At 77.4% G+C, this 14588-nt stretch carries 11 protein-coding genes and 1 pseudogene; 5 read left to right on the forward strand and 7 right to left on the reverse strand.

Going from position 1 to position 14588, the window contains the following annotated elements; genetic code table 11:
- Positions 1-5: 5 nt before the first annotated feature.
- Positions 6-1898, forward strand: a complete 1893-nt coding sequence (locus tag AAHH18_RS09730) for an ABC transporter ATP-binding protein (RefSeq protein WP_459349109.1) — start codon at positions 6-8, stop codon at positions 1896-1898.
- A 28-nt stretch (positions 1899-1926) separates the two neighbouring features.
- Here the strand turns inward: AAHH18_RS09730 and AAHH18_RS09735 are convergent, their stop codons facing one another.
- The 7 genes from AAHH18_RS09735 to AAHH18_RS09765 form a co-directional block, all read right to left on the reverse strand.
- Entirely contained in the window at positions 1927-2448 is a 522-nt protein-coding gene (locus AAHH18_RS09735; RefSeq protein WP_343301463.1) for a CoA-binding protein, read from the reverse strand.
- A gap of 168 nt (positions 2449-2616) precedes the next feature.
- Positions 2617-3774 (reverse strand): winged helix DNA-binding domain-containing protein, encoded by a 1158-nt coding sequence (locus AAHH18_RS09740; protein ID WP_343301464.1) that lies wholly within the window; start codon positions 3772-3774, stop codon positions 2617-2619.
- Between the two features lie 52 nt (positions 3775-3826).
- On the reverse strand, positions 3827-5119 hold the full coding sequence (locus tag AAHH18_RS09745) for a DUF58 domain-containing protein (protein ID WP_343301465.1): 1293 nt from the start codon (positions 5117-5119) through the stop codon (positions 3827-3829).
- 7 nt (positions 5120-5126) lie between these two features.
- Positions 5127-6095: an AAA family ATPase gene (locus AAHH18_RS09750; protein ID WP_459349110.1), complete on the reverse strand. Its 969-nt coding sequence runs from the start codon at positions 6093-6095 to the stop codon at positions 5127-5129.
- A gap of 149 nt (positions 6096-6244) precedes the next feature.
- Positions 6245-7540 carry a DUF4350 domain-containing protein gene (locus tag AAHH18_RS09755; RefSeq protein ID WP_343301466.1) on the reverse strand — a complete coding sequence of 432 codons (1296 nt, stop codon included), beginning with the start codon at positions 7538-7540 and terminating at the stop codon, positions 6245-6247.
- Positions 7537-8220, reverse strand: coding sequence for a DUF4129 domain-containing protein (locus tag AAHH18_RS09760; RefSeq protein ID WP_343301467.1), 684 nt, complete (start codon positions 8218-8220; stop codon positions 7537-7539). Before AAHH18_RS09760 ends, AAHH18_RS09755 begins: the two co-directional genes overlap by 4 nt.
- Complete coding sequence (locus AAHH18_RS09765; protein WP_343301468.1) at positions 8217-9629, reverse strand: hypothetical protein; 1413 nt, start codon at positions 9627-9629, stop codon at positions 8217-8219. The genes AAHH18_RS09760 and AAHH18_RS09765 overlap by 4 nt, the downstream gene beginning before the upstream one ends.
- 195 nt (positions 9630-9824) lie before the next feature.
- Between AAHH18_RS09765 and mtrA the strand changes: the two genes are divergently transcribed.
- The 4 genes and pseudogenes from mtrA to AAHH18_RS09785 form a co-directional block, all read left to right on the forward strand.
- A complete protein-coding gene (mtrA, locus tag AAHH18_RS09770) occupies positions 9825-10508 on the forward strand; it encodes an MtrAB system response regulator MtrA (protein WP_283319791.1) in 684 nt (227 codons plus the stop codon).
- Between the two features lie 53 nt (positions 10509-10561).
- Positions 10562-12328: an MtrAB system histidine kinase MtrB gene (mtrB, locus tag AAHH18_RS09775; RefSeq protein WP_343301469.1), complete on the forward strand. Its 1767-nt coding sequence runs from the start codon at positions 10562-10564 to the stop codon at positions 12326-12328.
- On the forward strand, positions 12325-14043 hold the full coding sequence (locus AAHH18_RS09780; RefSeq protein ID WP_283319793.1) for an LpqB family beta-propeller domain-containing protein: 1719 nt from the start codon (positions 12325-12327) through the stop codon (positions 14041-14043). The genes mtrB and AAHH18_RS09780 overlap by 4 nt, the downstream gene beginning before the upstream one ends.
- 99 nt (positions 14044-14142) lie before the next feature.
- Positions 14143-14588 (forward strand): annotated as a pseudogene (locus AAHH18_RS09785) (ComF family protein); the annotation flags it as partial.

Consider the following 14588-nt stretch of genomic DNA (forward strand, 5'->3'; position numbering starts at 1 on the left):
GCCCCATGTCCATGCACGCACGCGCCGGCGGGGTGGACGCCCGGTCCATGTACCGCTCGTTCCGCCTCGACCCGTCCGTCGCGCGGCGCCGCGTCACCCGCGACGTGCTGCGCCGCATCCTCACGTTCGCCCGGCCCTACCGCCGGCTCATCACCGTCTTCCTCGTGCTCATCGCGTTCGACGCCGCGGTCGGCGCGGCGACCCCGCTGCTCTACCAGCGGATCATCGACGACGGCATCGCGCAGGGGCGCACCGGCGTGGTGCTGGCCCTCGCCGGCGTGGTCGCGCTGCTGGCCCTGGTCTCGGCCGGTCTGGCGCTCGCCTCGCGCTGGCTCTCGGCGCGGATCGGGGAGGGCCTGATCGTCGACCTGCGCACGCAGGTGTTCGACCACGTGCAGCGCATGCCGCTCGCGTTCTTCTCCCGCACCCAGACCGGCGCGCTCGTCCAGCGGCTCAACGGCGACGTGCTCGGGGCGCAGCAGGCGTTCACCTCGACGCTGTCCAACGTCGTCTCCAACGTCCTGACCGTCGTGCTCGTGATCGCCGCGATGCTGTCGCTGTCCTGGCAGATCACGCTCGTCTCGCTCGTGCTGCTGCCGGTGTTCGTGCTCCCGGTGCGCGCGATGGGCCGCCGGCTCGCCGCGGTGACGCAGGAGGCGTACGGCCTCAACGCCGACATGGGCCAGACGATGACGGAGCGCTTCAACGTCGCCGGCGCGCAGCTCGTCAAGCTGTACGGCCGCGCCGACGACGAGACCGCCGTGTTCGCGGGCCGGGCCTCGCGCGTGCGCGACATCGGCATCACCAGCGCGATGTACAGCGCGGTGTTCCGCATCGGGCTCACCCTCGTGGCGGCCGTGGCGGTCGCGATCGTGTACGGGCTCGGCGGGGTGCTCGCCATCCAGGGCTCCCTGACCGTGGGCGTCGTCGTCGCGCTGACGTCGTACCTCACGCGGCTCTACGGCCCGATCACCGCGCTGTCCAACGTGCAGGTCGACGTCATGACCACGCTCGTGTCGTTCGAGCGGGTGCTCGAGGTGCTGGACCTGCGGCCCAGCGTCGACGACGCCCCGGACGCCCGCCCGCTGCCGGACGACCTGCCGCGCACCGCGAGCATCGAGCTGGACCGGGTGACGTTCCGGTACCCGTCCGCGGCCGAGGTGTCGCTCGCGTCGCTGGAGTCCGTCGCGCGGCTGCAGACCGAGGTGCCCGGCACGACGCTGCACGACGTCTCGTTCCGCGTGCCCCACGGCCACGTGGTCGCGCTGGTCGGGCCGTCCGGCGCGGGCAAGTCGACGATCAGCCAGCTCGTCGCCCGGCTCTACGACGTCACGGCCGGCGCGGTCCGGGTCGCGGGCCAGGACGTCCGCGAGCTCACGCAGGCGAGCCTGCGCGACGCGGTCGGGATCGTCACGCAGGACGCCCACCTGTTCCACGACACCATCCGCGCGAACCTGCTGTACGCCCGGCCCGGTGCCGGCGACGCGGAGCTGGAGCAGGCGCTGCGCCGCGCGCAGATCTGGGACCTGGTGTCGCGGCTGCCCGACGGCGTGGACACCGTGGTGGGCGACCGCGGCTACCGGCTGTCCGGCGGCGAGCGCCAGCGGCTCGCGATCGCGCGCCTCCTGCTCAAGGCGCCCCCGGTCGTGATCCTCGACGAGGCGACCGCCCACCTGGACTCCGAGTCGGAGGCCGCCGTGCAGCGCGCGCTCGCCGAGGCGCTGGAGGGGCGCACCGCGCTGGTCATCGCGCACCGGCTGTCGACCATCCGGGAGGCCGACGCCATCGTCGTCCTGGACGAGGGCCGCGTCGTGGAGCAGGGCACGCACGCCGAGCTGCTCGCGGCCGGCGGGCTGTACGCCGAGCTGTACGAGACGCAGTACGCGCCCGCGGGCTGACACCCGGGCGGGCGTCCCACGGGTGCCGTCAGACGCGGCGCGGCACCCGGCCCGTGAGCGTCATGAGGCGGCACATGGCCCGGTGCGTCCGGTCCGACGGGGCCCCGAACATCAGCGGGCAGCCGCCGTCGATCACCGTGAGCCCGCGCGCCCGTCCCTCCGCGGCCGCGGCGTCGTCCACGCTGCCGGCGTCGACGGACCGGTGCATCCAGACCTGGTCGATGCCGAGGTCGGCGGCCTCGCGGACGGTGGCGGCGGCGTGCTCGGGCCGCGTGGCCACCACGACTGCGTCGACGCCGCCCGGGATGGCGTGCAGGTCCGGGTACGCCGGGTCGTCCTCGACCGTCGCGGCGTTCGGGTTCACCGCGAACACCTGGTAGCCCGTGTCGCGCAGCCGCCGGTAGACGACGTTGCCGCCGTGGCTGCCCGGCGTGCGGGACACCCCCGTCACGGCGATCCGCCGCGACGAAAGGAACCGCTCCGCCGCCTCGCGCAGGGGGGTGGTCCGTCGGTCGTCCGTGCCGGTCGCGTCGCTGCGGTCCCTGGTCATCGTCCGCTCCTCGCGGGCCGGCGCGTCGGCGCGCGGCCCCGTCGTCGTCCGGTGCCGTGCCGGGCGGCGGCACCGGCCCGGGCGCTGCGGTGTCCCGGGCTCTGCGGGGCACGCTAGGGGGGTGGTCGGCGGCCGGACCAGGGACCTTCGTGCCGGAGCGGGCGGCCGTCAGCCCCCGGCGACCACGGCGTCGTGCTCCACCGCGTCGTCGGCCGCGAACCGGGCGAGGGCGCGCGCCTCGGCCAGGGCCGCGCTCCTCTCCGCGCGCGTCCACCGCCGCAGCGGGGTCAGGGTGACGACCGCCGTGCGCCGCCCGCCGGACGCGCCGTCCCCGCGCTCCCGGCGCAGCTGCCAGGTCCCCGCCACGGTGCCGTCGAGCAGCACCGTGCCCGGCGGCATCCCGTTGCGGCTCGCGAGGGCCGGCCGCACCTCGGGCGGCACGATCCGCGTGCGGTCCGCGTGCCCGAGCAGCACGTCGTCGAAGTCGGGCAGCAGGCGCGCGGGCACCGGGACGTCCCCGGGCAGCGGGGCACCCGGCAGGTCGACGAGCACCCGCTCGCCGCCCGGCCCGTCGGCGTGCACGACCTCGACGAGCTCGTCCCGCATGCCTGCGACCACCCCCGCCAGCCGGGTGAGCCCCGACCACGCCTGCACGTCGGCGACCGTGGCCGGGCCGTAGGCGGCGAGGTACCGCCGCACGAGCGCGGCCGCGGCCGCCTCCGGGTCGCCCACCACGGCCACCGGGCGCCCGAACCACTGCTCCGCCGTCGTCCACGTCGTCACCAGGCTCCGGCCCCAGACGCCCCGGGGCGTGACCTGCACCAGCGGCAGCAGCCCGCGCACGCCCGCCGCGAGCGAGCGCGGGTCGACCCCCGGCCAGCGCGGGCCGAGCCGGGCGCCGAGGGCGGCCGCCGTGAGCGGCTCGCCGGCGAGCGCCTCCCGCCCCGCGCGCGCGAGGTCGTCCAGGTCGACGTCGCGCAGGTCGGCGGCGAACGACGTCCCGGACCGGACGTGCCGGCGCAGCACGGGGGCGAGCAGGGGCCACAGCGCGAGCGCGTCGTCCGCCGTGACGAGGTGCACCGTGTCCCGCAGCAGCGCCAGCCGCCCGACGCGGCGCCCGAGCATCGCCGTCGCCAGGTCCGCGTGGTCGAAGCCGGCCAGCCGCGCGTGCAGCGCCAGGTAGGCGGACGACGGGTTCTGCGACTGCAGCGCGACCAGGTGCGCGACCTCGTCGACGGCGCCGGCGCTCGCCCGGGCGTCCAGGTGCTGGCGGGCGAGCAGCGCGCGGCCCAGCCCGCGGGTGGTCACGCGGGCGGCGGCGGTCACCCGGTCACCGTACGACGGGGCGCCGACAGGCCGACCGCGCCCCCCGGCCCGCTCAGAGCCGGCCGGCGGCCTTCAGCGCGAGGTAGGCGTCGGCGAGCCGCGGCGCGAGGTCGTCGGGCAGGGCGTCGACGACCTCGACGCCGCGGCCCCGCAGCCGCTGGGCGAGGGCGGAGCGCTCCAGCTCGGTGCGCTCGGCCGCGGCGGCGTCGAACAGCGCGGCGACGTCCTCGCGTCCCGCGCGCAGGCGCTCCACCTCGGGGTCCCGCACCGAGGCCAGCACCACCTGGTGCCGGGAGGCGAGCCGGTCGACGACGGGCAGCAGGCCCTGCTCGACGGCCGCGGGCTCCAGCGCGGACAGCAGCACCACGAGGGCGCGCTGCGAGAGGCGCTGCTGCACCTGGCCGACCAGGCCCGGCCAGTCCGCCTCGACGAGCGACGGCTCGACACCGGCGAGCGCGTCCGCCACGGCGGGCATGAGGCGCGGTCCCGAGACGCCCGCGACGCGGGCGCGGACGGTCCGGTCGTGGGCGAGCAGCTCGACGCGGTCCCCGGCGCGGGACGCGAGCGCCGCGAGCAGCAGCGCCGCCTCCACGGACGCGTCGAGCCGCGGCTCCTCCCCGGTGCGCGCGGCGCTCGTGCGCGACGTGTCGACCACGATCAGCACGCGCCGGTCGCGCTCCGGCCGCCACGTCCGCACCACGACGTCGGACCGCCGGGCGCTCGCGCGCCAGTCGATCGACCGCACGTCGTCCCCGATCACGTACTCGCGCAGCGAGTCGAACTCCGTGCCGGCGCCGCGCACCTGCACCGCCGCCCGGCCGTCCATCTCCCGCAGGCGCGCGAGCCGGCTCGGCAGGTGGCGGCGGGACGCGAACGCCGGCAGCACCCGCAGCGTCCCGGGGACGTCGAACGAGGCCTGCCGCCCCGCGACGCCGAGCGGGCCCACGGTTCGCACCGTGACCCGGTCGGCGTGCAGGTCGCCGCGTCGCGAAGGACGCAGCGGGGTGTCCAGGTGCCGGGCCTCCCCGGGGGGCAGGTCCACCGGGTGCCGGTCGCGGCCGGTGCCGGCGGACGGCTGCCAGGCGTCCCGCACCGTCCCGCGCAGGCGGCGCGCGCCGGTGTGCGTGACGGTCAGCCGCGACCGGGCGTCCTCGTGCAGCCGCACCGGCCCCGGCACCTGCCGCCGCAGCGCGAGCGCGCGCGGGGAGGCGGCCAGCGCGGCGTCGACCGCGCACACCACCAGGCACAGCACCGCCCACAGCAGCACCGTCCCCGGGGTCGGCAGCAGCAGCACCGGCACCACGCCGACCGCGGTCAGCGCGACCGCCCGCCAGGTGATCGTCACGGGCGCCTCAGCGGGGGACCGGCACGGACGCCAGGACGGTGTCCAGGACGGACTCGGCGGTGACGCCCTCCAGCTCGGCCTCCGCGCGCAGCTGCACGCGGTGCCGCAGCGTCGGGTGCGCCAGGGCCTTCACGTCGTCCGGGGTGACGTAGGGGCGGCCCGAGAGCCACGCCCACGCCCGCGACGTCGCCAGCAGCGCCGTGGCGCCGCGCGGGGAGACCCCGAGCGACAGCGACGGCGACCGGCGGGTGGCGCGCACCAGGTCCACGACGTAGCCGAGCACCTCGGGGGCGACCTGCACCCGCGCGACCTCGGCGCGCGCCCGGTCGAGCACCCCGGCACCCGCGACCGGCCGGACGCCCGCGCGCGCCAGGTCGCGCGGGTCGAACCCGGCGGCGTGGCGGGCCAGCACCTCGATCTCGTCGGCGCGCTCGGGCAGCGGCAGCGTCAGCTTGAGCAGGAACCGGTCGAGCTGCGCCTCGGGCAGCGGGTACGTGCCCTCGTACTCGACGGGGTTCTGCGTGGCGACGACGACGAACGGCTCGGGCAGCGGCCGCGGCGTGCCGTCCACGGAGACCTGACGCTCCTCCATGGCCTCCAGCAGCGACGCCTGGGTCTTCGGGGGCGTCCGGTTGATCTCGTCGGCGAGCAGCAGGTTCGTGAACACGGGGCCCTCGCGGAACGAGAACTCGGCCGTGCGGGCGTCGTACACCAGCGAGCCGGTGACGTCGCCGGGCATCAGGTCGGGCGTGAACTGCACCCGCTTGGTGTCCAGGTCGAGCGCCGCGGACAGGCTGCGCACGAGCAGGGTCTTCGCCACGCCGGGCACGCCCTCGAGCAGCACGTGGCCGCGGCACAGCAGCGCGATGACGAGGCCCGTGACGGCGGCCTCCTGGCCGACGACCGCGCGGCCCACCTCGGTGCGGACGGCGCCCAGCGCCTCGCGGAGGTCGGCCGAGGGCTCCGGAGGCGCCACGGGGGCGGCCGGCGCCGTCGGCACGGTCGGCGCGGCGGGGGCGGCGGGCGCGGCCCCGGTGGGCGCCGCCGGCGCCGTCGGGGGAGCGGGGGGCGCCGGCGGGGCCGCCGGGTCCGGCTGCCACGGGGTCGGGGCGGGGTGGTCCTGGGTCACGTGGGGTGAACCTCGCTCTCGAGCTGGTCGAGCAGGCGGGCCAGGGTCTCCAGGCCCGCGTCCGACGGGGGTGGCGGTCCGTACAGCAGGTCGCGGACCTCGGTCTCGTCACGGTGCGCCGCGCGTGCGACCGCGGTGATCAGGGAGGGGGCGTCCGCCGAGCGCGGCAGCCCGAGCCGGCGGGCGAGCCGCGCGGCCGTGCCCGCCCGGAGGGACGCGGCCGCGTGGCCGTGCGCCCGCGCCACCCGGTACAGGCGTCCGCGGCCGCGCGTGGTCTCGGCGGACCGCACCACCACGGGCAGGTGCTCGACGACGACGCGGCCCAGACGCCGGCCGCGCCAGAGCGCGAGCGCCAGCACGACGACGAGCGCCTGCAGCAGCACCAGGCGGGCGGTGGGCGGCAGCAGGTCGGCGAGCCCCGGGCCGGCGGCCTCGCCCCCGCCGGTGTCGGTCGCGGAGGGCACGTACCAGACCAGCTCGTCGTGCCGGCCGAGCGCCCGGAGCACGAGCGCCGCGTTCCCGTCGTCCGCCACCCGGGCGTTCGTCAGCAGCCCCGCGTCGCCCAGGACCGTGACGCGGCGGCCGCCGGACTCGACGTCGGCGTAGAGGTAGGCCTGCGGCTCGGTGCCCGGCAGCGGGAAGCACAGGGAGGCACCGGCCGCCGGGCCGGACCCGCTCACCACGACGCCCGCGCCCGAGCCCGTGATCGTGCCCGCGGCCCCGGCGTCGTCGTCGGCGCACGTCGCGCTCAGTCGGGCCGGCGTCCCGCTGCCGCTCCAGCCGGTGTCGAGCCCGGGCGCGGCGAGCGCCAGCAGGTACGTCGGGTCGAGCAGCACCAGGTCGGCGCCGGAGCCGGCGACGGCGTCCATCTGGGGGTCGGTCAGCAGCCAGTCGCTCGTGACGAGCAGGGTCGTGCCCGGGCCGGCCGCGGCGACCGCAGCCGCCGTGCTCCGGACGTAGGTCGTCGTCACGCCCTGGTCGGCCAGCACCTCCGCCACCGCCCGCGCGCCGTTCTCGTGCGGGTTGTCCGGCGCCAGCGGGGTGGTGCTGCGGACCGGTGCGGGGAGCACCGCCGCGAGCACCGCCACGGCCAGCACGCCGGCCACGACGAGCACCCAGCGGTACCGCCGCCAGCGTGACCCGGCGCGGCTCCGGGCGGTCGTCCCGTCGCCGAGGACGGTGCCGTCGGGGCGAGCGGGTCCCGGGGAGCCCGCAGGGGCCGGGGAGCCCGCGGGAGCCGCGGTGCCGGCAGGGGCCGGTGCGGCGGTCACCGGGCCGCGCGGTGCGCTCACGGGGCAACCCCGATCCCGGCGGGCACGGTGGGCACGGTCGGCCGCGTCGCGGCGAGCCGCGCGTCGAGCTCGCGCAGGGCCGCGTCGTCCGCGGCACCGGGCACGACGTCGCCGTACACCACGTCGTCGAACAGGCGGCCGGCGGAGCGCAGGTCCCGGGCGTGGGCGGGCAGGCGCAGGCCGGCGGCCTCGACGGCCTCGTGCGCCGTGCGCCCCGGGCGCTCGTCCAGGACGGTGCGGTCCTCCAGCGAGCGGACCAGGGCGCGGAACCGGTCCGCGACCGCCGCGGCCCAGTCGCCCCGCGCGGCAGCCGCGTCCGCGGCGGCGCGCAGCTCGGCCGCGGACCGCCGGTCGTCCGCGTCCAGCACCGAACCCGCGCGGGCGAGCCGGCGGCTGCGTCGCACCGGGCCGGTGACGAGGAACGTGACGACCACGACCACGGCCAGCACCCCCACGACCACGAGGAGGGTGCCGACGTCGCCCAGCGCCGCCCCGTCGGCGCGCGCGAACAGGTCGCGCAGCCACTCCAGCAGCCGGCTGAGGATGCTCGGCTGCTGGTGGTACACCGGGTCGGCGAGCTCGCGCTCGAGCCACCCCCGCGCCTGGTCGGCGTCGGGCACGACCGGGACCTCGCCCCGCAGGGCGAGCGGCCGGAGCGCGGCGGTCGCGGCGGACGTCACCGCCCGGCGTCCCCCGCCGCCCGCGCGAGCTCGACGTCCAGGCCCTCGCGGCGCATCCGCACGTCGATGTAGGCCAGCGCGATGACGCCGGCCATGAACACGGTGCTGACGGTGCTGCCGAGCGCCTGGCCCACGGCCGACAGCGCGATCCCCGCGCCGCTGGTGAGGAACGGGTCGTCGAGCAGCAGCGTCGCGATCGTCGTGAAGGGGACCGCGACGAGCGACGCGACGATCCCCACGAGGATCGACACCAGCAGGTACAGGCCCAGCAGCCGCCAGAAGCTGCCGCGGGTCAGGCGCCAGGCCCGGGCGACCGACGCCCAGAACCGGCCGCCCTCGAGCATGAGCGCCGCCGGCGCGAGCATCGTGCGGACCGTCAGCCAGAACGCGGCCACGACGAGCACGGCGGCGCCGACGAGCGCGACCAGCACCGTCACGCCGGGGCTCTCGGTGGTGTTCCAGAGCAGGATCGTCAGACCGACCACCGCGCCCGACAGCAGCAGCACCGCGAGCGACTGCATGATCCCGAACGCGATCACCCACCACAGCCGCTTGCCGGAGCCGCGCACGACGTCGCCGACCTGCGCGCGCTGGCCGATCACCGAGCGGCTGACCGAGATGATGAGCAGCCCGGTGAGGATCGACGACGCCAGCGCGGTCAGCGGCAGCCCGGCGAGCGACGCCAGCGACGAGCCGAACGACTCGCCGACCAGGTCGAGCTCGGCCCCGTTCACGCCGCCGGTCGCGAACCAGCCGTTCACCTCGTTGGCGACGAGGCCCGCGAGGTACCACTGCACGAGCGCGCCGAGCGCCGTCGCGACGGTGACGACGACCGCCGTGAGGCCGAACATCGTCTTCGGGTTGTGCCGGATCGCGCGGAACGCGCCGTCGAAGATCTCCCAGATGCTCAGCGGGCGCAGCGGGACGATGCCGGGCTGCGCGACCGGCGGCTGGTAGGGCGCGGGGCCCCAGCCGTACGGCGTCGGCGCGCCGGGGCCCGGCTGGCCGTACCCGGGCTGCTGGCCGTACCCGGGCTGCTGGCCGTACCCCGGCTGCTGCGGGTACCCGGGGGCCGGGGGGTAGCCGGGCGCCGGCGGGTACCCGGGCTGCTGCCCGTGGCCCGGCTGCTGCCCGTACCCGGGAGGCGTCGGCTGCCCGTACCCGGGCGGGACGGGCTGCCCGGGCGCGCCGCCGCCGTACCCGCCAGGGCCGCCCGCCGGCGTCCAGCCACCCGGACGGGGGGCACCCGGGTGGGTGGCCGGGTCGCCCCACGGGCTCGCCGCGCCCCGGTCCGGGGCGGGCGGCTGCCACCCCGGGGGCGCGTACTGCCCGTAGCGGGGCGCGGGGCGCGGGTCCTCGCCGGCGTCGGGCGCGTCCTGCGGGCGGCCCTCGTCGTGCGGCGTGCTCATCGCGTGCTCCTGGCTGCTCGGGGCGGACGGGCCGGGTCGGGTGCCCGGGCGGACGACGTCGCGCGGGGCCCGGGGTCCCGCGGCGCGGCTGCGGCCATCGTGCCACGTCAGCCTGGGCGGGGGCGTGCGGTCCGGCGCGCGACCGCCCGCCCGGCGTCGGCCCCGCGCGGTGCCCGCGGATGCCATCATGGTCCGATGAAGGGACGCGTTCTCGTGGTCGACGACGACACCGCCCTGTCCGAGATGATCGGCATCGTCCTGCGTTCCGAGGGGTTCGAGCCGGTCTTCTGCGCGGACGGGGACGAGGCTCTGGAGACGTTCCGGACCTCGCAGCCGGACCTGGTGCTGCTCGACCTCATGCTGCCCGGCAAGGACGGCACCGAGGTGTGCCGCCTCATCCGCGCGGAGTCGGGCGTGCCGATCGTCATGCTGACGGCGAAGGCGGACACCGTGGACGTCGTGCTGGGCCTCGAGTCCGGCGCGGACGACTACATCGCCAAGCCGTTCAAGCCGAAGGAGCTCATCGCGCGCGTCCGGGCCCGCCTGCGGCGCAGCGACGAGCCCGCGCCCGAGCACCTGCGCATCGGGGACCTGTCGATCGACGTCACCGGCCACCGCGTCACCCGCGGCGGCGTGCCGATCCCGCTGACGCCGCTGGAGTTCGACCTGCTCGTCGCCCTGGCGCGCAAGCCCTGGCAGGTCTTCACCCGCGAGGTGCTGCTGGAGCGGGTGTGGGGGTACCGCCACGCCGCCGACACCCGCCTGGTGAACGTGCACGTGCAGCGGCTGCGCTCGAAGATCGAGGCCGACCCCGAGCGCCCGGAGATCGTCGTGACCGTCCGCGGCGTCGGCTACAAGGCGGGCGCGACGCCGTCGTGAGCGGGCCCCCGCAGGCACCCTCCTCGCCGGGGGCGCCGGGACGGTCGACGCGGGTGCGCCGCCTGCTGGCCGTGCGGACCGCCGCGCGGCTGCGCCGGCTCGTGCGCGGCTGGCGCGGCTCGCTGCAGGCGCGCGTCATCACCTGGACGCTGGCCGCGGGGCTGGTGGCGCTCGTCGTGCTCGGCGGGTACCTGTCGATCAGCGTGCGCGACGGGCTGTTCACGGCCCGGGTCGACCAGGTGCTCGCGGAGTCCGCGCGGTCGGCGGCTCAGGCCCAGAAGACGTTCGACGCCTCGACGGCGGCCACCGCCCCGGAGATCCAGCAGCTCCTCAACGACATGGTCATCGCCCTGCGCTCCGGCGGCTCGGGGGAGCGCGAGGTCTTCATCCTGCGCACGCGCGGCCAGCAGCAGCCGATCCTCGTGACGAGCGCCGCGTCGGACTCGACGCTGCTCCAGCTCGTGTCGGACGAGCTGCGCGACGCGACCGCGCGCAACGACGGCCAGCGCTGGGAGTCCGTCGCGTGGCCGGCGGCGTCCTCCGGGACGGGCCGGGTCGAGCCCGGTGTCGTCGTGGGGCAGGTCGTCACCGTGCCGTCCGCCGGCTCCTACGAGCTGTACTTCCTCTACTCGCTGCAGGCCGAGCAGGACCGCCTCGACTTCCTGCTGGGCGTCCTGGGCATCGCCGGCGTCGCGCTCGTGGCCCTGCTCGTCACGATGACCTGGCTCGTCACGCGGCAGGTCGTGCGGCCCGTGCGGCTCGCGGCGCACGTCGCGGAGCGCATCGCGGACGGCAACCTCGACGAGCGCATGGCGGTGCGGGGCGAGGACGAGCTCGCGCGGCTGGGGCGGTCGTTCAACGAGATGACCGAGAGCCTGCAGGACCAGATCGTGCGGATGGAGAACCTCTCGGCGCTCCAGCGGCGCTTCGTCTCCGACGTCTCGCACGAGCTGCGCACCCCGCTGACGACGGTGCGGATGGCCGGCGAGATGCTCTACGAGTCCCGCGACGACTTCCCGCCGGCCGTGCGGCGGTCGGCGGAGCTGCTGCAGCAGCAGCTCGACCGGTTCGAGGACCTGCTCGGCGACCTGCTGGAGATCAGCCGGTTCGACGCGGGCGCCGCGGTGCTGGACGCCGAGGCGCGGGACGTGCGCGACATCGTCGGCGCCGCCGTGGACCAGGCCGTGCCCCTCGCCGGGCGCAAGGGCACCTGGATCTCGGTCACCCAGCCCGAGGAGACCTGCGTCGCCGACGTCGACCCGCGTCGCGTCGAGCGGGTGCTGCGCAACCTCCTGGTGAACGCGATCGAGCACGCCGACGGCACCGACGTGGAGGTCACGGTGGGCGCCGACGACCGCGCGGTCGCCGTCACGGTGCGCGACCACGGCGTCGGCATGACGCGCGACGAGGCCGAGCACGTGTTCGACAGGTTCTGGCGCGCGGACCCCGCCCGCGCGCGGACGACCGGCGGCACGGGGCTCGGCCTCGCGATCTCGCTGGAGGACGCCCACCTGCACGGCGGCTGGCTGGAGGCCTGGGGCCGGCCGCGGCAGGGCGCCTCGTTCCGCCTGACGCTGCCGCGCCGCGCGGGCATCGTGCTGTCCGGGTCGCCGCTGCCGCTGGAGCCGCCCGCGGAGCCGGAGGCCGACCCGCGTCCCGACGACGCGGGCGCGGCGGAGCGCGGCGCCGACCCGGCGGCCCTGCCCGACCTGCCGCCGACCACCGGCTCGTTCGACGTCGTCGAGCGGGCGCGCGAGGCGCAGCAGGCGGTGGCCCGGCGCAAGGCCGCGGCCCGTCCCACGTCCCGGGAGGACGGATGACACCCCGGTACCGGAGCCGCGCAGCCCTCGCAGGCCTGCTGGCCGCCCTGCTCCTCACCCTGGCGGGCTGCGTCGGCATCCCGACCTCCGGCCCCGTGGGCGTCGGCGTCGAGGGCGTCACCGACCAGGGCCCCGTGGAGCCGCTGGGCGACCCGCCGCCGCAGGACGGCTCGCAGGAGGACATCGTGCGGGGGTTCCTCGGCGCGAGCGCCGCCGGGTTCAGCCGCGACACGACCACCACCGCCGACGCCGGGGACGACTTCCGCAACGCCCGCGAGTACCTGTCCGGCGAGGCCCGCCGCTCCTGGAGCCCGCGCGAGCGCGTCGTCGTGTACTCCACCGCGTCGAGCCCCGACATCCGCCTCGAGGGCCAGTACCAGGTCCAGGTGACCATCCGCGTCGCGGCCCGGATCGACGCGGAGGGCCGGTACGCGCAGGCGGGGCCGGACGCGGAGGAGTCGCTGGTCTTCGACCTCGTGCAGGACGACGACGGGCAGTGGCGCATCTCCGGCCTCGAGGACGGCGTCGTGCTGTCGCAGCCGAACTTCGAGGCGATCTACCGGTCGGCGACCGTGTACTTCGTCTCGGGCGACGGCCTGTTCCTCGTGCCGGAGACGCGCTGGTTCCCCGTGCGGAACCTCGCGACCTCCATCGTGCGCGCGCTCATCGCCGGCCCGTCCGACTGGCTGCGCGACGCCGTGCGCAACCCCATCCCCGAGGGGGCCGCGCTGCAGCCGGACGCCGTCTCGGTCGACGACGAGGGCCGCGCGGCGGTCAGCCTGTCCGCGGGCTCGCTGCCGCCCGAGCCGGAGGACCGGGCGCTGCTGCAGGCGCAGCTCGAGGCGTCGCTGCGCATCGCCCGCGTGCGCGCCGTGGACGTGACGGCCGGCGGCGTGCCGCTGGGCGCCGAGCCCGCGGAGCTGGAGCGCGGGCAGGACTGGGGCGGGTCGCTCGAGGCGCTGCACGACGGCGGGCTGGTCCGGCTCGACCAGGGCGACCTCGTCGACGTCGAGGGTGTGGCGTCCCTGGCGGGGCTCGACGCCCGGGAGCCGGCGCGGGACGGCGCCGGCGACCTGCGCGTCATGCTGTCCGGCACGGACCGGCTGGTCACGGTGCCGATGACGGGCGCCCCGTCGCAGCTGCTGCTGCGCGAGCCGGACCTGGTCGCGCCGTCCGTGGACCGGCTCGGGTGGGTCTGGACGGCCTCGCCGTCGGCCCCCGGGCGCCTCCTGGCGGTCGACGCGGAGGGCACGTCGGTCGAGGTCGAGGCGGAGTGGCTGCAGGACCGCACGGTCCGCTCGGTGCGGATGGCCCGGGACGCCACCCGGGTCGCGGTGGTGTCGTCCGGGTCGGACGGCGTGCGGGTGGACGTCGCCGCCGTGGTGCGCGACGACTCCGGCACGCCGCAGGTGGTGGGCGAGGCGTGGCGCACCGGCGTGACGCTGCTGGACGCGTCCCGCGTCGTGTGGGTCGACGAGAGCACGCTCGGCGTGCTCGGGCGCTCCGGCAGCACCACGACCGACGTGTACCACCTCGTGCCGCTGTCCGGTCAGGTGCAGGCGCGCCCGCCGATCGTGGACTCCGTGGACATCGCCGGCGGCAAGGGCGACGGGGCGCTGTACGTCACCACCGCCGACGGGGCGCTGTACGCCCGGTCCGGGTCCAGCTGGGAGCGGGTCGCGGACGGCGTGCGCGACCCGTCGTTCGCGGGCTGAGCGGGCGCCGACCCCTCCCCAGGACGGCACCCCGTGCGGGAGCCGGGCGCCTGGGGACGCCGGCGGCGTGGCGGGCCCCCGGGCACGCAGCATGGCGGGATGACGAGGCTGCTGCACGACCTGGTGGATCTGGTGCTCCCGGTGACCTGCGCCGGCTGCGGGGCGCCCGGCCGCGCGCTGTGCCCGGCGTGCCTGCGGCGCTGGTCCGGCCCTCCCCGCCGGTGCGAGCACGCCGCCGGCCGGCTCGACCGCCTCGACGGGACCGTGCTGCCGGTCTGGGCGCTCGCGGTGGGCACGGGCGTCGTGCGGAGCGCCGTCGTGGCGTGGAAGGACCGCGGGCGCGCCGACGTGTCGCCCTGGTTCGCGGCCGTGGTGCGCCGTGCGGCGCCCGCCGTGGCGGCGGCGTCGCCACCGGGCCGGTGGGTCGTGGTGCCGGCGCCGGCCTCGCGGGCGGGTGCGGCGCGGCGCGGGGAGGACCTCGTCGCCGGGCTGGCGGGCGCCCTCGCCGCGGGGTTCGCGGACGCGGTGCCCCCCGGCCCGGGGAC

It is taken from the genome of Cellulomonas olei, assembly GCF_039548315.1.
Taxonomy (GTDB): Bacteria; Actinomycetota; Actinomycetes; order Actinomycetales; family Cellulomonadaceae; genus Cellulomonas.